A 21,013-nucleotide genomic window follows, 5' to 3' on the forward strand; every position below is an offset into this window, starting at 1 on the left:
CCGGGCATCCGCTGGGGGGATCGCGGTAGCGATCTCATTGCATGGGATGCAAGTATTGCTGTGTGGGACAGCCTAACCCGGTAGCGGTTCTGGACAAAGCGGTGTCGATCCTCCATGCCGTGGCGCAGGAGCCGGCGACCCTCGCCGAGCTCGTGGTGCGCACCGGCCTGCCCCGCGCGACGGCCCACCGGCTGGCCGTCGCGCTCGAGGGCCACCGCCTGGTGCGCCGGACCGACGGCGGCAGCTGGGCGCCCGGGCCTGCGCTGGCGGAGCTGGGGCGCGGCACCGCCGACATCGGCGAGATCGCCGGGCGGCACCTGGCCACCCTGCGGGACCTGACCGGCGAGAGCGCGCAGTTCTACGTCCGGGACGGCGCCACGCGCGTCTGCGTCGCCGCCGCCGAGCGCACGAGCGGGCTGCGGGACACCGTTCCGGTGGGCGCGCGCCTGCCCATGACCGCCGGCTCGGCCGCCCACGCGCTGCTGGCGTTCATGCCGGCCGACGAGGTGAACCGGCTGCTGCCCAACGCCAGCTTCACCGCCCGGACGCTGCTTGACGTCCGCCGGCGCGGCTGGGCGCACAGCGTCGCCGAGCGCGAGGCCGGGGTGGCCTCCCTGTCCGCCCCGGTGCGCGACGGGACGGGGGCCGTCCTCGGCGCGGTGTCGATCTCGGGACCGGTCGAGCGGCTGGGTCGCCGGCCCGCCGCCGAGGTCATCGGCGCGGTGCTCGACGCCTCGGCAGCGATCTCCCGCGCCGCCCGCTGAGCCGTCAGTCCCGCCGGTCGGCGTCGGCCTTCGGCGGGTCGACGACCACCGGGCGGAGCCTGGACCACAGCACGAAGGCCAGGCCGAAGAGCAGCATCGCGATCCCGACCCAGAGGTTGGCGTTCCAGCCGCCGGTCTTCGCCTGCTCCTCGGCGGTGTTGTTGACCAGCCCCATGATCACCAGGACGACGCCGTAGAACCCGATGAGAGCGCCGATCACGTTGCGGATGTCGAACGCGCCCGCCGACTGCGGACGGTCGTTGCTGCTGGATGCGCTGCTCACGGCTGCGGTCCCCTCGCTCAGCGGAAGATGACGTTCAGGGCGATGACCAGCACCAGGGCGATGCCGGCCAGGGGCACCGGCGACCGGTACCAGGGCAGGAGGTGCGCCTCCGGGTCGGTGCGCACCTCCCGGGGTGTCTCGGAGTAGACCAGCCCGGCCAGCTCCGACGCGGGCTTGGGCGCGGTCACCGAGGTCACCGCGACGCTGACCACGATGTCGACGACGAAGGCGGCGCCGGCCGCCACGAACGCCGTGCCCTGACCCGGCAGCTCGATCACCCCGGTCTCGCTCATCACGAACACGACCATCGCGGCGAGCGTGCCCGAGACCAGCCCGGTCCACCCGGCGGTCGGCGTCATCCGCTTCCAGAACATGCCCAGGATGAACGTTGCGAACAGCGGGGCGTTGAAGAAGCCGAACAGCGTCTGCAGGTAGTCCATCAGGTTCGTGTAACCGGCCGCGATCAGCGCCGTCCCGATGGCGGCCACCGTCGCCCCGACGGTCGCCCACCGCCCCACGGCGAGGTAGTAGCCGTCGGGCCGGTCCTTCTTCACGTACTGCTGCCACAGGTCGTAGCTGAACACGGTGTTGAAGGCCGAGATGTTGGCCGCCATGCCCGCCATGAAGGCCGCCAGCAGGCCGGCGAGCGCCACGCCGAGCAGCCCGTTGGGCAGCACGTCGCGGATGAGCAGCAGGATCGAGTTGTTGTAGTCGAAGTCCGGGTCGGCGGCCGCCCGGGCCTCGACGACCTCCGGGACGAGCACCGTGGCGATCAGGCCCGGGATGACCACGATGAACGGCACGAACATCTTCGGGAACGACCCGATGATCGGCGTCGCGCGCGCCGCCGACATCGACTTGGTCGCCATGGCGCGCTGGACCTCGACGAAGTTGGTGGTCCAGTAGCCGAAGGACAGCACGAAGCCCAGACCGAAGATGATGCCGATCACCGACCACACCGGGTTCTCGAAGCCGGACAGGTCGGTGGCCGGCCACGAGGTCAGCTCCTCACCCCGGCCCGAGTCGGTGACCCGGTCGATCAGCCCGCCCACCCCGCCGACGCGGTGCAGGCCGATGAGGGTCAGCGGCAGCAGCGCGGCCACGATGACGAAGAACTGCAGGACCTCGTTGTAGATGGCGGCGGACAACCCGCCGAGGGTGATGTAGCTGAGCACCACGGCCGCCGCGACGATGAGCGAGACCCACAGCGGCCACCCCAGCAGCGCCTCCACGATCGTGGCGAGCAGGTAGAGGTTGATGCCGGCGATCAGGACCTGTGCGACGGCGAAGCTGATCGCGTTGACCAGGTGCGCGCCGGTGCCGAACCGGCGGCGCATGAACTCCGGGACGCTGCGCACCTTCGACCCGTAGTAGAAGGGCATCATCACGACGCCGAGGAACAGCATCGCGGGCACGGCGCCGATCCAGAAGTAGTGCATCGTCGACATGCCGTACTGCGCGCCGTTGGCCGACATGCCGACGATCTCGACCGCGCCCAGGTTGGCCGAGATGAACGCGAGCCCGGTCACCCAGGCGGGCAGCGAGCGGCCGGACAGGAAGAAGTCGAGGCTGTCGGAGACCCCTCGGCGTGCGGCGAAGCCGATCAGCAGCACGACGGCGAAGTAGGCGGCGACCAGCAGGTAGTCGACGAAGCCGGCGTCCAGTCTCAATGAGTCGCCCAACGGGGTTCCTTCTCTCGGGAGTGCGGTCAGGCCAGCCGTCGGGCGCCGGCGGACGGGATGACGACGAAGGTGCGCGGAGCCCGGTGCTGCTCCCGCGCGAAGCGTTCGGTGACCGCGCCGGTGATGTCGTCGGCGGCCCCGGCCTCGATGAGGGCGACGACGCTGCCGCCGAACCCGCCCCCGACCATCCGGGCGCCGTGGGCGCCGGCGGCGAGCGCGGCCTCGACGCAGGCGTCGACCAGCGGCACGGAGATCTCGAAGTCGTCCCGCAGCGACTCGTGCCCGGCGGTGAGCACCGGGCCGATCACGCGCGGGTCGGCGTCGCCCCGCAGCGTCGCCACCACCTGCAGCACCCGGGCGTCCTCGGTGACGACGTGGCGGGCGCGCCGCAGCAGCACGTCCCCCTCGTCCGAGCCGTCGGCCAGGGGGTCGAGGGCGGCGACGTCCTCGATCTCGCGGAGCAGGTCGACCCCGAGCCGCTCGGCGGCCCGCTCGCACTCCCGGCGGCGGTCGCGGTAGCCACCCTCGGCGTGGTCGTGCGTGGTGCCGGTGTCGATGACCAGCAGCGCCAGGCCGGCCGCCGCGAGGTCCAGCGGCACCTGCTCGCGGGTGCCGTCGCGGGTGTCCAGGAACAGCGCGTGCCCGGCGGTGCACAGCACCGAGGCCGACTGGTCGAGCGCACCGGTGGGCGCACCCACGAAGTCGTTCTCTGCCCGGCGGGCGACGTCGATCAACGCGTCGGCGTCCAGGTCGAGGTCCAGCAGGTCGCGCACCGCGAGCGCCACGGAGCAGGAGAGCGCCGCCGAGGACGAGAGCCCGGCCCCGGAGGGGACGTCGCCGTCGACCAGGATGCTCAGCCCGCCGGGGACCCGGCCGGCGAGCGCGTGCACGACCCCGGCGGGATAGCCGGCCCAGCCCTCCGGCCGGCCCGGCTCGAGATCGGCCACGGCGACCTCGGCGCGCGCGCCGAGGTGCTGCGCGGAGGCCAGGACCAGCAGCCCGTCGTCCCGGCGCGCGACGGCGGCGCGGATCGTGTGCGGCAGCGCCACGGGCAGCACGAAGCCGCCGTTGTAGTCGGTGTGCTCCCCGATGACGTTGACCCGCCCCGGCGCCGCCCAGACGCCCTCGGACTGCTGCCCGAAGCTGTCGGCGAAGGCGGCGGCCACCCGCTCGGCCGCGGCGGCGTCGGTCACCACGAGACCCTGCCCATGGCTCGGCTCCGGCCTCGCCGGCGCTCCTCGGTCGCCGGCGCTCCTCGGTCGCCGGCGCTCCCTACGAGGCTCACTCGGCTGTCACCTGCGCGTTCCTCAGCTGCTCGGCGACGTCCTCGGGGTTCGTGTCGGTGATGAAGGCGCCCATCCCGGACTCCGACCCGGCCAGGTACTTGAGCTTGCCGGGCGCACGTCGCAGCGAGAACAGCTGCAGGTGCAGCCACCACTCGTCCCGGGCACGCGCCGGGGCCTGGTTCCAGGAGGCGATGTAGGGCATCGGGGTGTCGAACCGGTGGGCGAACCGGCCGAGGACGTCGAGGTAGACGTCGACGAAGGCGTCCCGCTCGGCGTCCGTCAGCTCGGGGAGGTCGGCCACCTTGCGGGTCGGGAACAGCTGCACCTCGTAGGGCCAGCGGGCGGCCGCGGGCACGAACGCCGTCCAGTGCTCGTTCGCCGCGACGACGCGAGGACCGGAGCGCTCCGCGGTCACGACCTCGGCGAACAGGTCACCCCCCGTGGCCTCGCGGTGCCGGCGCACCGAGCCCAGCAGCTTCTCCACCCGCGGTGCGACGAACGGGTAGGCGTAGATCTGCCCGTGCGGGTGGGAGAGCGTCACCCCGATCTCCTCGCCGTGGTTCTCGAAGCAGAACACCTGCTCGACGCCGTCCAGCGCGGACAGCTCGGCGGTGCGCTCGGCCCAGGCGTCGACGACCAGCCGTGCCCGCTGGTGGCCGAGCTCGAAGAAGTCCCGGTCGTGGTCGCTGGTGAAGCAGACGACCTCGCAGCGGCCGAAGCCGGGACGCAGCTCGGCGAGCGGGTTGCCGGCAGCCGACGTCGGGACGTCCCGCGCCACGTCGGTGGCCAGCGACGGGAAGCGGTTCTCGAAGACGACCACCTGGTAGTCGCTCTCCGGGATCTCCGTCGGCCGGCCGGGCCGCGAGGGGCACAGCGGGCACTGGTCGGCCGGGGGCAGGAAGGTGCGGGTCTGCCGGTGCGCGGCCACCACGACCCACTCACCCAGCAGGGGGTCGAACCGGAGCTGGGACTGCGTGGCGACGGCCGGCAGGTCGCGGCCGTCCGTCGCGTCGCGCGGAGGGGCGTCCGCGTCCTCGTCGAAGTAGAGGATTTCGCGGCCGTCGGCCAGCCGCCGGCTCGTCCGGATCACCGCGCGCCCGCCTTCCCGCCGTCACGGAGCGTGCACGGCGGGAACGACCGTAGCCCTCGTCTTGATCACGCTGCCACCGGAGGCGGCTGCGATCTGCGCGACGCCCGATCGGGTGGCGGAGGCGATGCTTCCCGGGAACGGCGAGAGCCCCCGACCTGGTGGTCGGGGGCGCTCGGTCGCGTAGCCCCGAAGGGATTCGAACCCTCGCTACCGCCGTGAGAGGGCGGCGTCCTGGGCCGCTAGACGACGGGGCCGTGCAGCACCCATTTTGCCATGCCCCGGACGGCCGTGGCGACGGGGGTCCGGGTGCCGCAGCCCGGGAACGGCGAGAGCCCCCGACCTGGTGGTCGGGGGCTCTCGATCGCGTAGCCCCGAAGGGATTCGAACCCTCGCTACCGCCGTGAGAGGGCGGCGTCCTGGGCCGCTAGACGACGGGGCCGTGCTGGTGGTGCGGTGGTGCAGGAGGAACCAGGCTTCCTCGCTGGGGTACCAGGACTCGAACCTAGACTAACGGAACCAGAAACCGTCGGGCTGCCAATTACCCCATACCCCATGGGCGGCACCTCGCGGCGCCGGGAAAGACGATACCCGACACCGTCGGAGCCGGTGGCACCACCCCCCCCCCCCCCGGTCGGCGGGTCAGGCGACCGGGACCGGGGGCCGCAGCCAGGGCGGACGCAGGTCCTGGGCCTGCGTCCGCAGCTCGGGCCGCGCCCGGCGGGCCCACCACGCCACCAGCGCCACGTAGCCCGCCAGGCCGAGCACCCCGACGCCCAGCGACACGAGACCGGCCCCGGCCGGCAGGGTCTCCATGGAGACGACGTCGTCGCCGAGGAAGCCGGCGAGGACGAACAGCAGCACGTTGTTGACCGCGTGCAGCACGATCGCCGCCTCGAGGCCGCCGGTCAGCCACACCACGGCGGAGGCGGCCAGCGCGAAGGCGAACCGGTCCAGGAACGTGGGCAGGTCCGGTGGCAGGTGCGCCAGGGAGAACAGGGCGCCGGTGACGACGGCGGCCAGCACCGCCCCCACCGCCGGCCCGCGGACCCAGCCGGCGATCGCCTGGCTGAGGTAGCCGCGGAACAGGTACTCCTCGGCGGCCGACTGGAGCGGGGTCGTGAACAGGACGACCACGAGCAGCCAGCCCCAGCCCGGGACGGGACCGTCGGCCTCCCCCTCCCCCACGGTGAACCCGAGGACGACCCCCACGCCGATGGCCAGCCCGAGGGTGGCCAGGGCGAGGACGGTGAGCCGGGGCAGCAGCCGCCATCGCAGCCTCGCCAGCACCGAGGACGACCAGCCGGGCCGCATGCCGTGCGCCACCGCCCAGGCCAGCCACACCACCGGGATGGCGACGACGAGCGCACCGTTGGTGAGGAGGAGGACGGCGGGGTCGAGCAGGTCGTCCATCGTCAGGTCCGGGCTGACGCCGGAGAGGATGCCCACGACCCCGACGACCGCGCTGGCCACCCCGAAGACGACCGCGAGGAGCAGCAGCCCCACCAACGGACGCCACCACGCCCAGTCACGGGCGCGCATGGCGTGCAGGAACGTCTGCGGCTCGTCGTGCGGAGGCGCGCCCGGCGGGGGCGCCCAGACCGGCTGGGGCGGCCAGGGGCCTGGCTGCGGGCCCCAGGGAGCGGGCTGCGGCCCGCCCTGCGGCGGCCACGGGGCGTACTGGGGCCAGGGGGCCGGGTGCGGCCAGGGGGCGGGCGGCGGCTGGCCGGGCCCGGGCCGCAGGGTGGGCGGCGGACCGGCGTACCGCTCGTCGTCCGGTCGCCACCCGGCCCCCGGCGCACTCATCCGGCGGTCGCCACCTCGCGGGCGGCGACCAGCCGGACCAGCGTCCGCTCGCGGCCCAGCAGCTCCATCGACTCGTAGAGCGGTGGCGAGACCGTCCGCCCGCTGACCGCGACCCGCACCGGGCCGAACGCCTGGCGCGGCTTGCGGCCCAGGCCCTCGACCAGGGCGTCCTTCAACGCCTGCTCGATCGCCGGGGTGGTCCACTCGGGCAGCTCGCGCAGGGCGGTCGTCGCCGCGTCCAGCACCTCGACGGCGGCCTCGCCGGCCAGCTGCTTCTCCGCCGCGGCGGGGTCGATGGCGACCTCGTCGACGAAGAGGAAACCCAGCAGCCCGACGGCCTCGGACAGCACGACCATGCGCTCCTGGGCCAGCGGCGCGATGGCCTCCAGCACCGCCTGCTGCTCCGCCGTCGGCGGGTCGGTGACCAGGCCGGCCTGCGCCAGGTACGGCACGACCCGGGCGGTGAACTCCTCCACCGGCAGCGCCCGCAGGTGGGTGGCGTTGATCGCCTCGGCCTTCTTCAGGTCGAAGCGCGCCGGGTTGGCGCTGACCCGGGTGACGTCGAACGCCTCGACCATCTCCCGCACGGAGAACACGTCCCGGTCCTCGGCGATCGACCAGCCGAGCAGCGCCAGGTAGTTGGTCAGCCCCTCGGGCAGGAAGCCCCGCTCGGGGTAGACGTCGAAGTTGGCCTGGGGGTCCCGCTTGGACAGCTTCTTGGTCCCCTCCCCCATGACGTAGGGCAGGTGACCGAACCGCGGCGTCCCGGAGACGACACCGATGTCGGTCAGCGCCGCGTACAGCGCGAGCTGGCGCGGGGTCGACGGCAGCAGGTCCTCCCCGCGCAGGACGTCGGTGATGCCCATGAGGGCGTCGTCCACCGGGTTCACGAAGGGGTAGAGGGGAGCGCCGTTGCCGCGGACGAGGACGAAGTCCGGCACGGACCCGGCGGCGAAGCGGACCTCGCCGCGCACCAGGTCGGTCCAGGTCAGGTCCTCGTCGGGCATCCGCAGCCGCAGGACCGGCTGGCGGCCCTCGTCCCGGAACGCCCGCTTCTGCGCATCGGTGAGGAACCGGTCGGCGTTGTCGTAGCCGAGCTTGGGGTCCTGCCCGGCGGCCAGCCGGCGCGCGTCGACCTCCTCGTTGGTGGAGAAGGACTCGTAGGCGTGGCCGCTCTCCAGCAGCCGCGCCGCGACGTCGCGGTAGACGTCGTGCCGCTCGGACTGCCGGTAGGGCCCGTGCGGACCGCCGACGTCCGGGCCCTCGTCCCAGTCGATGCCCAGCCACCGCAGGCTGCGCAGCAGGTGCTCGAAGGACTCCTCGGAGTCGCGGCTGGCGTCGGTGTCCTCGATGCGCAGCACCAGCTGCCCGCCGGTGTGCCGGGCGTGCGCCCAGTTGAACAGGGCCGTCCGCATCAGGCCGACGTGCACCATGCCCGTGGGCGACGGGCAGAACCTGGTCCGGACGCTCACCGGGCCGCGCCCGCGGTGGAGACCGGGTCGGCGTCGGTGACCGAGTTGGTCAGGGTGCCCAGCCCCTGGATCGTGCACTCGACCTGCTGGCCGGGGCGGATCGGGCCGACGCCCGCGGGCGTGCCGGTGAGCAGGACGTCACCGGGAAGCAGGGTCATCACCTGGGAGACGTGGCTGATCAGCCGCGGGAGGCCGAAGAGCAGCTGGCTCGTCCGCCCCCTCTGCCGCAGCTCGCCGTCCACCGTGCAGGAGAGCTCGAGATCCGACGGGTCCAGGCCCAGGCCCGGCAGGTCGGTCTCGATCCACGGGCCCAGCGGGCAGAAGGAGTCGAAGCCCTTGGCGCGGGTCCACTGACCGTCGTTCTTCTGGAAGTCCCGCTCGCTGATGTCGTTGCCGATCGTGTAGCCGAACACGCTGCTCAGCGCCTGCTCCGGCGTCACGTTGCGGGCCCCGCGGGCACCGATGACGACGGCGAGCTCGACCTCGTGGTGCACGTTCGTGCTCCCGGGCGGGATACGGATGGCGTCCCCCGGGCCGATCACCGAGGTCGACGGCTTGAGGAACATCAGCGGCTCCCCCGGCGCGTCCCCGGTTCTCATCTCGGCGACGTGGTCGGCGTAGTTCTTGCCGATCGCGACCACCTTGCTCGGGAGGATCGGCGAGAGCAGCCGGATGTCCGCCTGCGCGAACCGCGTGCCGGTGAAGTTGATCTGGCCGAAGGGGTGGCCCTCGATCTGGGCGATCTGGCCGTCCCCGTCGAGAACGCCGAAGGACATGCCCTGAGGTGAGGCGAAACGGACGATGCGCACGAGCCGAGGTTAGCCGCGTCCCGTCCGGCCTATCGTTCGCCCATGGCCTGCCGCTTCTCCGAACTCGTCGTCGACAGCCGCGACCCCGAGTCCTTGGCCGCCTTCTGGGCGGCGGTGCTCGACTACCGGGTGGTCGGGCGGGAGGACGACGGCGCCGTCGAGATCGGCCCCGAGGCCGGGTTCGGCGGGGTCGCGCCCACGCTGGTCTTCGTGCCGGTCGCCGAGCCGACGCCGGGGAAGGTGCGGCTGCACATCGACGTCAGCCCCACCGACCGGGACCAGGACGCCGAGCTGCAGCGGCTGCTGGAGCTGGGCGCGGCACCCGCCGACGTGGGCCAGGGGCCGGGGGCGACCTGGCACGTGCTCACCGACCCCGAGGGCAACGAGTTCTGCCTGCTGCGCAGGCGGCTCGATCCGGCGTAGCCGGGTGGGTCGGTCGCGGGGGCCGAAGGCCTCCCGACCGGGACACGGGCAGCGGCTCCGCCCGACCGGGGACGGCAACTGGCCGCGGTGTCGGCCGGAGGCCGACAATGTGATGGTGATCCTCATCGTCGTGAAGTTCCCCGTCCGCCCCGAGCGCGCCGACGAGTGGACCGGTCTGGCCGCCGACTACGCGCGTTCGGTGAACGCCGAGGAGGGGTCGCTCTTCTTCGAGTGGTCACGGAGCCTGGAGGACCCCAACACCTACGTCTGCGTCGAGGGGTTCACCGACGCCGCGGCCGGTGCCGCCCACGTGGGCACCGACGCGTTCAAGCGCTTCGTCGAGCAGGCCCCGGACCTCGTGGCGGCCCAGCCGCAGATCATCTACGTGGACGCGCCCGAGGTGTCCGGCTGGGGACCGATGGGTGAGATCCAGCCCCGCTGATCTGGTGCGGCCGTTCCTGCTGCTGTCCTCACGGCCCGAGGACGAGGCGGCCGACGAGGAGTACGCCTCGTTCCTGCGCTTCACCGGGCTGCCCGCCGAGCGGCTGCGCCGCATCCGCCTGGAGGCCGGTCCCCTGCCGCCGATCGACCTGGACGACCACGCCGGGGTCATCCTGGGCGGCGGGCCGCTCAACTCCAGCGACGCCGAGGACGAGAAGTCACCGGTGCAGCTGAGGGTCGAGCGCGAGATCGGCGGGCTGCTCGACGAGGTCGTGGCGCGGGACCTGCCCTTCTTCGGCGCCTGCTACGGGATCGGCACGCTCGGGACCCACCAGGGCGGCGTCGTCGACCGGACATACGGCGAGCCGGTGTCCGCGGTCGAGGTGACGCTCACGCCGGAGGGCCGCGTCGACCCGCTGCTCGCCGGGGTACCCGACCGGTTCGAGGCGTTCGTCGGCCACAAGGAGGCGTGCCGGGTGCTGCCCCCGGGGGCGGTGCTCCTCGCGTCCTCGTCGACGTGCCCGGTGCAGATGTTCAGGGTGGGCACGAACGTCTACGCCACCCAGTTCCACCCCGAGCTCGACGTCCCCGGGATCGTGCGGCGGGTGCGCATCTACCAGCACGCCGGCTACTTCCCGCCGTCCGAGGTCGAGGCGGTCATCGCGCGGCTGACGCCCGCCGTGGTCACCCACCCCCCGCGGGTGCTGGCGAACTTCGTCGCCCGCTACGGCTGAGGACGGCGCGCCCACGGCACCCAGCCACGCCGACGTCGTAGGGGTGGCATGGCCGGGGTCGCCTCGACGAGCGCCTGGTAGCGGTGCAGCAGCCCGCCGAGCAGACCCTCGTACTGCCGCCGGTCGAACGCGTACGTGGGCAACGGTCCGTACTCGTCCGGCGCGGGGACGAAGGCCTCGAAGTCGACCTGCCAGCCGACGTCCCCCCACTGCACGGTGTCTTCCTCGATCACCAGGCTCGCAGCGAGCGCTCGGCAGTTGATGTCCTGGTCGACCGAGCAGACCAGGAGGGCGACGCGTCCGTCGTCGAAGTCGGGACCTCCTTCGCCGAGCAGCGCACGCAGACCGGCCACAGCCGCCCGGGGGGCCTCCGGCCACAGCCTGGTCAGCTCGGACGGCAGGTCCGGCACTCCCCAGCGGTCGGCGACCAGCCGTCGCAGCGGGACACCATCGACGGTCCAGTCCTCGAAGGCGGTGTCGCGCTGCGACGGCCGCCGCTCGGACAGGTCGACCGTGCGGGTCACGGAGGCGGTGGTTCCCAGGCGGTGCACCGGCGACATCGGCGCTACGGCTGAGGGTGGCGCAGGACGGCGTAGGTGAGGGCGTCGACGAGCGCGTGCCAGGACGCCTCGACGATGTTGGCGTGCACCCCGACGGTGGTCCACTCCCCCACGCCGTCGGTGGTGTCGATGAGCACCCGCGTGGTGGCGCTGGTCCCGCCCTTCCAGCCGAGGATGCGCACCTTGTAGTCGGCCAGGGAGACGTCGGCCAGCTGCGGGTAGCGGCTGACCAGCGCCTGGCGCAGCGCGTTGTCCAGGGCGTTGACCGGGCCGTTGCCCTCGCCGGTGCTGATGATCCGCTCGCCGTCGACGTGCACCTTCACCGTCGCCTCGCTGACGACCACGCCGTTGCCCCAGTGCTCGACGGAGGTCCGATAGCTCTCCAGCTCGAACAGCGGCGGCGGGGCGTCGGGCAGCTGGGCGCGCAGCAGCAGCTCGAACGAGGCGTCGGCGGCCTCGAACGACCAGCCGTCGGCCTCCAGCACCTTGACCTGGTCGACGACGCGGCCGATCGCGTCGGCCTGCCCGGCGAGGTCGACCCCCAGCTCGCGGCCCTTCAGCTCCACCGACGCCCGGCCGGCCATCTCGGTGACCAGGATGCGCATGTCGTTGCCCACGACGGCGGGGTCCAGGTGGTTGTACATCTCGGGGCTGACCTTGATGGCGCTGGCGTGCAGGCCGGCCTTGTGGGCGAACGCCGAGGCGCCGACGTAGGGCTGGTGCTCGTCCGGGGCGATGTTGGCCAGCTCGGCGATGGCGTGGCTGACCCGCTGCAGCTCGGGCAGGCACTCCGCCGGCACCGCGGGCACGCCCATCTTGGTCACCAGGTTGGCGATCAGCGCGAAGGTGTCGGCGTTGCCGGCCCGCTCGCCGTAGCCGTTGGCCGTCCCCTGGACGTGCGTGACGCCGGCCTCGACCGCGGCCAGGCTGTTCGCGACCGCGCAGCCGGTGTCGTCCTGGCAGTGGATGCCGAGCCTCCCGCTCACCCGCGACCGCACGTCGGCCACGACGCGGCCCACGCCCATGGGGAGCATGCCGCCGTTGGTGTCGCACATGATGCCGACCTCGGCGCCCGCGGCGAACGCCGCCTCCAGCACCCGCACCCCGTAGCCGGGGTCGGCGGCGTAGCCGTCGAAGAAGTGCTCGCAGTCGAGGAACACCCGGCGGCCCTGGGCCACGAGGAAGGCCACGGTGTCGGCGACCATCGCCAGGTTCTCCTCCGGCGTGGTGCGCAGCGCCTCGCGCACGTGCCGCACGTCGGACTTGGCGACCAGGCACACGACCGGCGTCCCGGCATCCAGCAGGGCTCGCACCTGGAGGTCCTCCTCCACCCGGACGCCGGCCTTGCGGGTCGACCCGAAGGCCACGAGCTGGGCGTGCCGCAGCTTCAGCTCGGTGCGCGCGCGGGCGAAGAACTCGGTGTCCTTGGGCAGCGCGCCCGGCCAGCCGCCCTCGATGAAGCCGACCCCGACCTCGTCGAGGAGCCGGGCCACCGCCAGCTTGTCGGCGACCGAGTAGCTGACGCCCTCCCGCTGGGCGCCGTCGCGCAGCGTGGTGTCGAAGACGTGGAAGTCGGAGGAGGTGGTCACGGTGTCTCCCGGGAGTGGCGGCGGGCCCGAACACGAAAAAGACCCCCCGGGTACGGGAGGTCTGCGCGCAGTCGGGGTGAGACTGCGCGCTAGGTGATGAGGATCTTGCCGACGATGTGCATCGGTCCTAGTACAGCACGGGCCCGTCCCGCCGTGGCAGCCACCATCGGCGGGACGGGCTCCTGGCCCACGGCTCAGCCGCCGGCGAGGGCGGCCAGCCGGTCGCCGACGTCGCTGGTGCGGATCGTCGCCTGGGGGTCGCGCGTGGAGAGGTCGAACGCCACCGCGGCATCGACCTTGCGTGCCTGCTCGGTCCGCCCCAGGTGCTGCAGGAGCAGCCCCACCGACAGCACCGTGGCCGTGGGGTCGGCGATGCCCTGGCCGGCGATGTCCGGCGCCGAGCCGTGCACCGGCTCGAACATGCTGGGGTTGGTGCCGGAGGCGTCGAGGTTGCCGCTGGCCGCCAGGCCGATCCCGCCGGTCACGGCGGCGGCGATGTCGGTGACGATGTCGCCGAAGAGGTTGTCGGTGACGATGACGTCGTAGCGGGCCGGGTCGCTGATGAAGAACATCGCGGCGGCGTCCACGTGCTGGTAGGCGACGGTGACCTCGGGGAACTCCACCGACACCTCCTCCACGGTGCGCGACCACAAACCACCGGCATGGGTGAGCACGTTGGTCTTGTGGATCAGCGTGAGGTGCTTGCGGGGACGGGCGGTGGCCCGCTCGAAGGCGTACCGCACCACCCGCTCGACCCCGAACGCGGTGTTCAGGCTGACCTCGGTCGCGATTTCGTGCGGGGTGTCCTTGCGCAGGACACCCCCGTTGCCGACGTAGGGCCCCTCGGTGCCCTCGCGGACGCAGAGCATGTCGATGGCGCCGGGCGCGGCCAGCGGGCTGCGCACCCCGTCGAACAGCCGCGCGGGGCGCAGGTTCACGTGGTGGTCGAGCTCGAAGCGCAGCCGCAGGAGCAGTCCGCGCTCCAGGATGCCCGGGGGCACACCGGGGTCACCGATCGCGCCGAGCAGGATCGCGTCGTGCTGGCGCAGCTCGTCGAGGACGGTGTCGGGGAGCAGCTCGCCGGTGCGCTGCCACCGGGTCGCACCCAGGTCGTACGGGGTGGTCTCCAGGTCGGGGGCGACCGCGCTCAGGACTTTCAGTCCCTCCGCCACCACCTCGGGACCGATGCCGTCTCCAGGGATCACAGCCAGGCGCATGGGGAACGACCCTAGGTCAGAGCGTCGTGAGGTCTGCCGCCCGGGCTGCCCGCGCCCCGATGCGCTGCGCGATCGCGTCGAGCAGCTCCGGTGCCACGGGGCTGTCCACGGTGACCGCCATCAGCGCCTCGCCGTCCTCCGACGCAGGGCTGACCTGGGCACCGGCGATGTTGATCCCGGCCTCCCCCAGCGCCGCGCCGACGGCGCCCACGACGCCCGGCCGGTCGGCGTAGGTGAAGAACAGCAGGTGGCCGGAGGCCGCGAGGTCGATCTCGAAGCCGGCCACCTCGGTGAGCCGCGGGACCTGGTTCTTGCCGAAGAGGGTCCCGGACACCGCCACCGCCCGGCCGTCGGCCATGGCGCCGCGCAGCGTGACGAGGTTCCGGTAGGTGGGGCTCTCCGTGTCGCTGGCGAGCGCGACGTCCAGCCCCCGCTGCTCGGCGAGCAGCGGCGCGTTGACGTAGGTGACCTGCTCCTCGACGACGTCGGAGAAGATGCCCTTGAGGGCGGCCAGCTGGAGGACCGAGGCGTCGAACTCGGCGAGCTTGCCGCGCACGTCGACGGTCACCGACTGGGCCAGGCCGCCGGCCACCGCGGTGAAGACCCGGCCGAGCTTCTCCGCCAGGGGCAGACCCGGCCGCACGTCCTCGGCGACGACGCCGCCGGCCTGCACGTTCACCGCGTCGGGCACGAACTCGCCCCGCAGGGCCAGCCGGACCGACCGCGCCACGGCGGTGCCGGCCTTGTCCTGCGCCTCGGTGGTCGAGGCACCCAGGTGCGGGGTGACCACGGTGTTCGGCAGCCCGAACAGCGGGCTGTCGGTGGTGGGCTCCTGCGCGTAGACGTCGAGACCCGCCGCGCCCACCTGGCCCGAGGTCAGCGCCTCGGCCAGGGCCGCCTCGTCCACCAGCCCGCCGCGGGCGGCGTTGACGATGATGACGCCCTTCCTGGTCATCGCCAGCTGCTCCGCCCCGATCAGGCCCAGCGTCTCGGGGGTCTTGGGGAGGTGGATGGAGATGAAGTCCGACTCGCGGAGCAGCTCCTCCAGGGAGACCAACCGGACGCCGAGCTGCGCCGCCCGACCGGGCTGGATGTAGGGGTCGTAGGCGATGAGCTCGACACCGAAGGCGGCCATGCGCTGCGCGAACAGCACCCCGATGCGGCCCAGCCCCACGACGCCGACGGTCTTGTCGGTGACCTCGACGCCCATGAACTTCGAGCGCTTCCACTGGCCCTCGCGCAGCGTCGCGTCGGCCGCCGGGATCTGGCGGGCCGCGGCCAGCAGCAGGGCGACGGCGTGCTCCGCGGCGCTGACGATGTTCGACGTCGGCGCGTTCACCACCATGACGCCCCGCTCGGTGGCGGCAGGGACGTCGACGTTGTCCAGCCCGATGCCGGCGCGCGCGACCACCTTGAGGTCCGGCGCCGCGGCGAGGGCTTCGGCGTCGATCCGGGTCGCGCTGCGGATCATCACCGCCGCGGCATCGGCGAGCGCCGGGAGGAGCGCGGCCCGGTCGGCACCGTCGACGTGACGGATCTCGACGTCGTCGCCGAGCACCTCCAGCACGCTGGGGGCGAGCTCTTCGGCGATCAGGACGACGGGCGCGGTCGTGGTCACGGGTCCACAGCCTAGGGCGGGGCCGGCGACCTGCCGTGGCCGCCCGGGCGCGCCCGCGGCCGGTCGGCTTGCCCGGCCCTGATCGGGACCTACATGCTCTGGCGAGACCGCACCGTACGACCGGTGCCGACGGAGGGAAGCATGAGCCAGTCCGACGATCCGGGCCGCCCGGACAGCCCTCAGAACGCCCCCGGGCAGCCGCCCTACGGCCAGCCCCCTTACGGCCAGCCCCAGTACGGCCAACCGCAGGGGCAGCCGCAGTACGGGCAGCCCCCGTACGGCCAGCCCCCGTACGGGCAGCCGCAGTACGGGCAGCCCCCGTACGGGCAGCCCCCGTACGGGCAGCCGCAGTACGGGCAGCCCCCGTACGGTCAAGACCCCTTCGGGGCCGGCGGCGGGTACGCCTCGATCGGCACGCCCGGCCGGCCGGCCGCGGTCGTCGTCGCCGCCGTCCTCGGGCTGGTTTTCAGTGCGCTCGGCCTGCTCACCGCCCTCGTCCTCGTGGTCGGGGGCGCGGAGTTCCTGGAGTTCGAGGAGCAGTTCGGCGGCCCGCTCAGCAGCGAGGAACGGGCGACCGTGACCGCCGGCATCGTTCTGGTCGGCCTCGTCTTCGGGGTCTACACCGTGCTGATGGTCTGGGGCTCGGTCCTGGCGCTCACCGGGCGCTCCCGCGTGCTGCTGCTGGTCGGCGGGTCGCTGACCATCGCGTTCACCGCGCTCAGCTTCCTCGGCAGCCTCGGCCAGAACGACGCCGGCGGCATGCTGCTGATCCTCGTGGCGCTCGCCGCCTCGATCGCGGTCGTGGTCCTGCTCTGCCGCCGCACGGCAGCCGACTTCTACGCCGCGCACCGTGCCCGCCGCACCGGTCGCTGGACCGGGTGATCACCGCACCTCGCACTGCCACCGCCACGGATCGGTGTGACGATCCGTGCGATCCGCCTCGGGTAGCCACCACGGGCGACCGACGACCTGGAGGACGCACCACCATGTCCAGCCCCACCCCCGGTTCCGACCCCGACCAGCCGCAGGGCGGCCCGCAGCAGCCCGGGTGGGGTCCTCCCCCGCCGCAGGGGCAGCAGCCCGGCTACGGCCAGCCCCCGGGCTCGTCCGGCTACGGACAACCGCAGTACGGGCAGCCCCAGTACGGGCAGCCCCAGTACGGGCAGCCCCAGTACGGGCAGCCGCAGCCCCCGGGCGGCTACGCGCCGGCTCCTGGCTACGGGCAGGCTCCGCAGGGGACGCGCCCCGGGCAGGTCACCGCCGCAGCGGTCATCGGCATCATCATCGGGGGGATCGGCAGCCTCGTCGGGGTGATCGGACTGTTCGTGATCGGTGAACTCTTCGGCGTCAGCCCGATCCTCGGACTGCTGTACCTGCTCTCGTTCGCGACGGCGGTCGCGATGCTCGTCGGCGGCATCCAAGCGCTGCAGAGCAAGTCACCCCGGCTGCTGCTGCTGGCCAGCTATGCGTCCATCGGCGTGCAGCTGCTGTACATGATCTTCGCCATCGCCTACGGCGAGCCGTGGGCCTCGGGGCTGCTGTCCCTCGTCCTCCCGGCCCTGATCGTGTACCTGCTGATGCAGCCGCGCTCGAAGCAGCACTTCGCGGCCCGAGGCATCAGCTACTGATCCTCGAAGACGGCGACGGCCCCCGCTCCCTCGAGGGAGCGGGGGCCGTCGTCCGTCCGGGTCAGCTCCGGGCGGCGGTACCGGCGTAGTCGTCCGACGCCGAGACCCAGCTCATGAGACCGCGCAGCTTGCGCCCGGTCTCCTCGATCGGGTGCGCCTCGGCCGCGGCGCGCTTGGCCTTGAAGTCCGGGGCGCCGGCGTCCTGGTCGGCGATGAAGGCGGCGGCCCAGGAGCCGTCCTTGATCGCGCCGAGGACCTCCTTCATCGACTCCTTCACCCGGGCGTCGATGACCTTCGGGCCGGAGGTGTAGTCGCCGTACTCGGCGGTGTCCGACACCGACCAGCGCTGCTTGGCGATGCCGCCCTCGTACATGAGGTCGACGATCAGCTTGAGCTCGTGCAGGCACTCGAAGTAGGCGACCTCGGGCTGGTAGCCGGCCTCGGTCAGGGTCTCGAACCCGGCGGTGATCAGGGCGCTCGCGCCACCGCAGAGGACGGCCTGCTCACCGAAGAGGTCGGTCTCGGTCTCCTCGGCGAACGTCGTCCTGATGACGCCGGCGCGGGTGCCGCCGATGGCGGCCGCGTAGGAGAGCGCCAGTGACAGGGCGCTGCCGCTGGCGTCCTGCTCGACGGCGACGAGGCAGGGCACGCCCTTGCCGTTCTCGAACTCGCGGCGCACCAGGTGGCCGGGGCCCTTGGGAGCGACCATCGCGACGTCCACGCCGGCCGGGGGCTTGATGTAGCCGAACCGGATGTTGAAGCCGTGGCCGAAGAACAGCGCGTCGCCGTCCTGCAGGTTCGGCTCGACCGACTCCGCGTACAGGGTCCGCTGCACGTGGTCGGGAGCCAGGATCATGATCAGGTCCGCCTCGGCGGAGGCCTCGGCGGGCGTGACCACCCGGAGGCCCTCGGCCTCGGCCTTGGCCCGGCTCGTCGAGCCCTCGGGGAGCCCGACGCGCACGTCGACCCCCGAATCGCGCAGCGACAGGGCGTGGGCGTGCCCCTGGCTGCCGTAGCCCAGGACGGCGACGGTGCGCCCCTGGATGATCGAGAGGTCGGCGTCGCGGTCGTAGAAGATCTCGGCGGCCATGCTGTGTGCGGTTCCCTTCGGTTGGTTGTGCGAGAGTCTCAGGGCTGCGGGATCAAGCGGTGCGCTCGACCGGGCGCAAGGTACCGGCGCCCGACATGGCCCGCGGCCCGCGGCCCAGGGCGACCGTGCCGGACTGGGCCATCTCCTTGATACCCAGCGGCGCGAGCACCGCCAGGAGGGCCTGGAGCTTGTCCGGGGTGCCGGTGGCCTCCAGCGTCACGGTGTCGGGGTTGACGTCGATGACCCGCGCCCGGAACAGCTCGGCGGTCTGCAGCACCTGCGTGCGCTCGGCCATGGGGGCGCGGACCTTCACCAGCAGCAGCTCGCGCTGGACCGCGGCCCCGCCGTCCAGCTCGACGATCTTGATGATCTCGATGAGCTTGTTCAGCTGCTTGGTGATCTGCTCCAGCGGCTGGCTCTCCGCGTCGACGACGATCGTCATGCGGGACAGGTCCGGGTTCTCCGTCGGCCCGACGGCGAGGGATTCGATGTTGAACCCGCGGCGACTGAACAGCGCCGACACGCGGGCCAGCACACCGGACTTGTTCTCGACGAGCACCGACAAGGTGTGGCGCGACATCAGACCTGCCCCTCTCCGAACACCGGGCGCACGTCGCGTGCGGCGAGGATCGCGTCGTTGCTCGACCCGGCGGCCACCATGGGCCACACCTGGGCGTCGGCCCCCACCACGAAGTCGATGACGACCGGGGCGTCGGTGATCGACATCGCCTTCTCGATGACGGCGTCCACGTCGTCCTTGGACTCGCAGCGCAGGCCCACGCAGCCCAGCGCCTCGGCCAGCGCCACGAAGTCGGGGATGCGCACCGGCTTCGGGGTCCCGTCCGGGTTGCGGGCGTGCAGCTTGGTGTTGGAGTAGCGGCCCTCGTAGAAGAGGGTCTGCCACTGCCGGACCATGCCGAGGTTGCCGTTGTTGATGACGGCCACCTTGACCGGGATCCCCTCGATGGCGCAGGTGGCCAGCTCCTGGTTGGTCATCTGGAAGCAGCCGTCGCCGTCGATGGCCCACACGGTGGTCTCCGGGCAGCCGTACTTGGCCCCCATCGCGGCCGGGACGGCGTAGCCCATCGTCCCGAGCCCGCCGCTGTTGAGCCAGGTGCCGGGCTTCTCGTACCTGATGAACTGCGCGGCCCACATCTGGTGCTGGCCGACGCCGGAGGTGTAGATGGCGTCGGGGCCGGCGATGGCGCCGAGCCGCTCGATCACGTACTGCGGGGACAGCGCGCCGTCCTCGGGCCAGTCGTAGCCCAGCGGGTAGCGCTCCCGCCAGTCGTCCAGCTGCTCCCACCAGGCGGCGAGGTCGGGGGTGCGCCCGGCGGCGTGCTCCACGCGCAGCGCCTCGACCAGCTGGGCGATGGTCTCCTTGGCGTCGCCCACGATCGGGACGTCGGCCTTGCGGTTCTTGCCGATCTCGGCCGGGTCGATGTCGGCGTGCACCACGAGCGCGTCCGGCGCGAAGCTCGACAGCTCACCGGTGACGCGGTCGTCGAACCGGGCCCCGAGCGCGACCAGCACGTCGGCCTTCTGCAGCGCCGTCACCGCGGCCACCGTGCCGTGCATGCCGGGCATGCCCAGGTGCTGCGGGCTGCTGTCGGGGAAGGCGCCGCGGGCCATCAGGGTGGTGACCACCGGGGCGCCGGTCAGCTCGGCCAGCTCGGCCAGCTCCTCGCTCGCCCGGGCCTTGAGCACGCCCCCACCGACGTAGAGGACCGGGCGGGATGCGCCGGCGATCAGCGCCGCCGCCTCGCGCACCTGCTTGCCGTGCGGCCGGGTGGTGGGCTTGTAGCCGGGCAGGTCCATCCGCGGCGGCCAGGCGAAGTCCGTCGTCGCCTGGAGCACGTCCTTGGGGACGTCGACCAGGACGGGCCCGGGCCGCCCCGTCGAGGCCAGGTGGAAGGCCTCGGCGATCCGCTGCGGGATCTCGGCGGCGTCGGTGACCAGGAAGTTGTGCTTGGTGACCGGCATCGTGATGCCGCGGATGTCCGCCTCCTGGAAGGCGTCGGTGCCGATGGCGCCGCTGGGCACCTGGCCGGTGATGGCCACGATCGGCACGGAGTCCATGTAGGCGTCGGCCAGCGGCGTCACCAGGTTGGTCGCGCCGGGACCGGAGGTGGCCATGCAGACGCCGACCCGACCGGTGGCCTGGGCGTACCCGGTCGCCGCGTGCCCGGCGCCCTGCTCGTGGCGGACCAGCACGTGGTGCACCTTCGAGTCGAACAGCGGGTCGTAGAGCGGGAGGATCGCCCCGCCCGGGATGCCGAAGACGACGTCGACCCCGACGGCCTCGAGGGACCGGACGAGGCTCTGCGCCCCGGTGATCCCGGTGGCCGGCTCGGCGGCGGCCTGCGCCACCGAGCGGACGGTCGTCTCGACACCGGTCAGGGACGCGGCTGCCTCGCGGGTGGCGGCCTCGGGGTCCGGGGCCTCGTTCGTGGTGCTGGTCATCGCGCGGGTCTCCTGTGCCTTGCGGCGTGGTACGGGCTGGTGCGACATCAGCGTGCTCGCT

20 protein-coding genes and 3 tRNA genes are annotated in these 21,013 nt (G+C 72.8%); 6 read left to right on the forward strand and 17 right to left on the reverse strand.

The annotated features are described in order from the left end of the window. Positions 1 to 41 precede the first annotated feature (41 nt). Positions 42 to 764 carry an IclR family transcriptional regulator gene (locus C5507_RS16780; protein ID WP_104529660.1) on the forward strand — a complete coding sequence of 241 codons (723 nt, stop codon included), beginning with the start codon at positions 42 to 44 and terminating at the stop codon, positions 762 to 764. Between the two features lie 4 nt (positions 765 to 768). Here the strand turns inward: C5507_RS16780 and C5507_RS16785 are convergent, their stop codons facing one another. The 10 genes from C5507_RS16785 to C5507_RS16830 form a co-directional block, all read right to left on the reverse strand. Then, positions 769 to 1,047, reverse strand: coding sequence for a hypothetical protein (locus C5507_RS16785; RefSeq protein WP_104529661.1), 279 nt, complete (start codon positions 1,045 to 1,047; stop codon positions 769 to 771). A 17-nt stretch (positions 1,048 to 1,064) separates the two neighbouring features. Continuing rightward, entirely contained in the window at positions 1,065 to 2,729 is a 1,665-nt protein-coding gene (locus tag C5507_RS16790; protein ID WP_104529662.1) for a sodium:solute symporter family protein, read from the reverse strand. Between the two features lie 26 nt (positions 2,730 to 2,755). Next, entirely contained in the window at positions 2,756 to 3,922 is a 1,167-nt protein-coding gene (gene galK, locus C5507_RS16795; RefSeq protein ID WP_242611116.1) for a galactokinase, read from the reverse strand. An 88-nt stretch (positions 3,923 to 4,010) separates the two neighbouring features. After that, positions 4,011 to 5,105 (reverse strand): galactose-1-phosphate uridylyltransferase, encoded by a 1,095-nt coding sequence (galT, locus tag C5507_RS16800; RefSeq protein ID WP_104529663.1) that lies wholly within the window; start codon positions 5,103 to 5,105, stop codon positions 4,011 to 4,013. A 181-nt stretch (positions 5,106 to 5,286) separates the two neighbouring features. Continuing rightward, positions 5,287 to 5,359, reverse strand: a tRNA-Glu gene (locus tag C5507_RS16805). A 112-nt stretch (positions 5,360 to 5,471) separates the two neighbouring features. After that, positions 5,472 to 5,544, reverse strand: a tRNA-Glu gene (locus tag C5507_RS16810). Positions 5,545 to 5,586: 42 nt separating this feature from the next. Further along, positions 5,587 to 5,658, reverse strand: a tRNA-Gln gene (locus C5507_RS16815). A gap of 86 nt (positions 5,659 to 5,744) precedes the next feature. Further along, positions 5,745 to 6,908 carry a CPBP family intramembrane glutamic endopeptidase gene (locus C5507_RS16820; protein WP_130504244.1) on the reverse strand — a complete coding sequence of 388 codons (1,164 nt, stop codon included), beginning with the start codon at positions 6,906 to 6,908 and terminating at the stop codon, positions 5,745 to 5,747. Beyond that, entirely contained in the window at positions 6,905 to 8,380 is a 1,476-nt protein-coding gene (gene gltX, locus C5507_RS16825; protein WP_104529665.1) for a glutamate--tRNA ligase, read from the reverse strand. Before gltX ends, C5507_RS16820 begins: the two co-directional genes overlap by 4 nt. Continuing rightward, on the reverse strand, positions 8,377 to 9,189 hold the full coding sequence (locus tag C5507_RS16830; RefSeq protein WP_104529666.1) for a fumarylacetoacetate hydrolase family protein: 813 nt from the start codon (positions 9,187 to 9,189) through the stop codon (positions 8,377 to 8,379). Before C5507_RS16830 ends, gltX begins: the two co-directional genes overlap by 4 nt. A 42-nt stretch (positions 9,190 to 9,231) precedes the next feature. Here C5507_RS16830 and C5507_RS16835 point away from each other — a divergent pair, with 42 nt between their 5' ends. The 3 genes from C5507_RS16835 to C5507_RS16845 all read left to right on the forward strand — a co-directional run bounded on the left by C5507_RS16835 (position 9,232) and on the right by C5507_RS16845 (position 10,787). Next, entirely contained in the window at positions 9,232 to 9,612 is a 381-nt protein-coding gene (locus C5507_RS16835; protein WP_104529667.1) for a VOC family protein, read from the forward strand. A 130-nt stretch (positions 9,613 to 9,742) separates the two neighbouring features. Continuing rightward, positions 9,743 to 10,054 carry a putative quinol monooxygenase gene (locus C5507_RS16840; protein WP_242611118.1) on the forward strand — a complete coding sequence of 104 codons (312 nt, stop codon included), beginning with the start codon at positions 9,743 to 9,745 and terminating at the stop codon, positions 10,052 to 10,054. Continuing rightward, positions 10,035 to 10,787 (forward strand): glutamine amidotransferase, encoded by a 753-nt coding sequence (locus C5507_RS16845; protein ID WP_242611119.1) that lies wholly within the window; start codon positions 10,035 to 10,037, stop codon positions 10,785 to 10,787. The genes C5507_RS16840 and C5507_RS16845 overlap by 20 nt, the downstream gene beginning before the upstream one ends. On the opposite strand, the gene C5507_RS16850 is transcribed toward C5507_RS16845, so the two are convergent. From C5507_RS16850 to serA, 4 genes are all read right to left on the reverse strand, one after another. Further along, positions 10,778 to 11,311, reverse strand: coding sequence for a hypothetical protein (locus C5507_RS16850; RefSeq protein WP_130504245.1), 534 nt, complete (start codon positions 11,309 to 11,311; stop codon positions 10,778 to 10,780). The two genes, C5507_RS16845 and C5507_RS16850, sit on opposite strands and share 10 nt — an antisense overlap. Before the next feature lie 41 nt (positions 11,312 to 11,352). Further along, the gene (gene cimA, locus C5507_RS16855) at positions 11,353 to 12,936 is read right to left on the reverse strand and encodes a citramalate synthase (RefSeq protein ID WP_104529671.1); all 1,584 of its coding nucleotides are present in this window, start codon (positions 12,934 to 12,936) and stop codon (positions 11,353 to 11,355) included. 194 nt (positions 12,937 to 13,130) lie between these two features. Next, the gene (locus C5507_RS16860) at positions 13,131 to 14,153 is read right to left on the reverse strand and encodes a 3-isopropylmalate dehydrogenase (protein WP_104529672.1); all 1,023 of its coding nucleotides are present in this window, start codon (positions 14,151 to 14,153) and stop codon (positions 13,131 to 13,133) included. A 16-nt stretch (positions 14,154 to 14,169) separates the two neighbouring features. Further along, positions 14,170 to 15,771, reverse strand: coding sequence for a phosphoglycerate dehydrogenase (gene serA, locus C5507_RS16865; protein ID WP_104529673.1), 1,602 nt, complete (start codon positions 15,769 to 15,771; stop codon positions 14,170 to 14,172). Between the two features lie 141 nt (positions 15,772 to 15,912). On the opposite strand from serA, the gene C5507_RS16870 reads away from it, so the two are divergent. Next, positions 15,913 to 16,653 (forward strand): hypothetical protein, encoded by a 741-nt coding sequence (locus C5507_RS16870; RefSeq protein ID WP_104529674.1) that lies wholly within the window; start codon positions 15,913 to 15,915, stop codon positions 16,651 to 16,653. Between the two features lie 104 nt (positions 16,654 to 16,757). Continuing rightward, positions 16,758 to 17,399 (forward strand): hypothetical protein, encoded by a 642-nt coding sequence (locus tag C5507_RS22890; protein WP_207225795.1) that lies wholly within the window; start codon positions 16,758 to 16,760, stop codon positions 17,397 to 17,399. A 61-nt stretch (positions 17,400 to 17,460) separates the two neighbouring features. Here the strand turns inward: C5507_RS22890 and ilvC are convergent, their stop codons facing one another. Genes ilvC through C5507_RS16890 form a run of 3 tightly spaced genes read right to left on the reverse strand, consistent with a single transcriptional unit; the run spans position 17,461 to position 20,952 of the window. Next, positions 17,461 to 18,489, reverse strand: a complete 1,029-nt coding sequence (gene ilvC, locus C5507_RS16880) for a ketol-acid reductoisomerase (protein ID WP_104529675.1) — start codon at positions 18,487 to 18,489, stop codon at positions 17,461 to 17,463. A 52-nt stretch (positions 18,490 to 18,541) separates the two neighbouring features. After that, the gene (gene ilvN / locus C5507_RS16885; protein ID WP_104529676.1) at positions 18,542 to 19,069 is read right to left on the reverse strand and encodes an acetolactate synthase small subunit; all 528 of its coding nucleotides are present in this window, start codon (positions 19,067 to 19,069) and stop codon (positions 18,542 to 18,544) included. After that, positions 19,069 to 20,952, reverse strand: coding sequence for an acetolactate synthase large subunit (locus C5507_RS16890; protein WP_104529677.1), 1,884 nt, complete (start codon positions 20,950 to 20,952; stop codon positions 19,069 to 19,071). Before C5507_RS16890 ends, ilvN begins: the two co-directional genes overlap by 1 nt. Positions 20,953 to 21,013 lie beyond the last annotated feature (61 nt).

The organism is Blastococcus saxobsidens (genome assembly GCF_002938435.1).
In the GTDB taxonomy this organism is placed as follows: Bacteria; Actinomycetota; Actinomycetes; order Mycobacteriales; family Geodermatophilaceae; genus Blastococcus; species Blastococcus saxobsidens.

Bases quoted from the DNA above. Each gene is read 5' to 3' on its own strand.
- C5507_RS16860 (WP_104529672.1), bottom strand. From the start codon at position 14,153: ATGCGCCTGGCTGTGATCCCTGGAGACGGCATCGGTCCCGAGGTGGTG.
- ilvC (WP_104529675.1), bottom strand. From the start codon at position 18,489: ATGGCCGCCGAGATCTTCTACGACCGCGACGCCGACCTCTCGATCATC.
- C5507_RS16890 (WP_104529677.1), bottom strand. From the start codon at position 20,952: ATGACCAGCACCACGAACGAGGCCCCGGACCCCGAGGCCGCCACCCGC.
- ilvN (WP_104529676.1), bottom strand. From the start codon at position 19,069: ATGTCGCGCCACACCTTGTCGGTGCTCGTCGAGAACAAGTCCGGTGTG.
- C5507_RS16870 (WP_104529674.1), top strand. From the start codon at position 15,913: ATGAGCCAGTCCGACGATCCGGGCCGCCCGGACAGCCCTCAGAACGCC.
- C5507_RS22890 (WP_207225795.1), top strand. From the start codon at position 16,758: ATGTCCAGCCCCACCCCCGGTTCCGACCCCGACCAGCCGCAGGGCGGC.
- C5507_RS16780 (WP_104529660.1), top strand. From the start codon at position 42: ATGGGATGCAAGTATTGCTGTGTGGGACAGCCTAACCCGGTAGCGGTT.
- C5507_RS16835 (WP_104529667.1), top strand. From the start codon at position 9,232: ATGGCCTGCCGCTTCTCCGAACTCGTCGTCGACAGCCGCGACCCCGAG.
- C5507_RS16820 (WP_130504244.1), bottom strand. From the start codon at position 6,908: ATGAGTGCGCCGGGGGCCGGGTGGCGACCGGACGACGAGCGGTACGCC.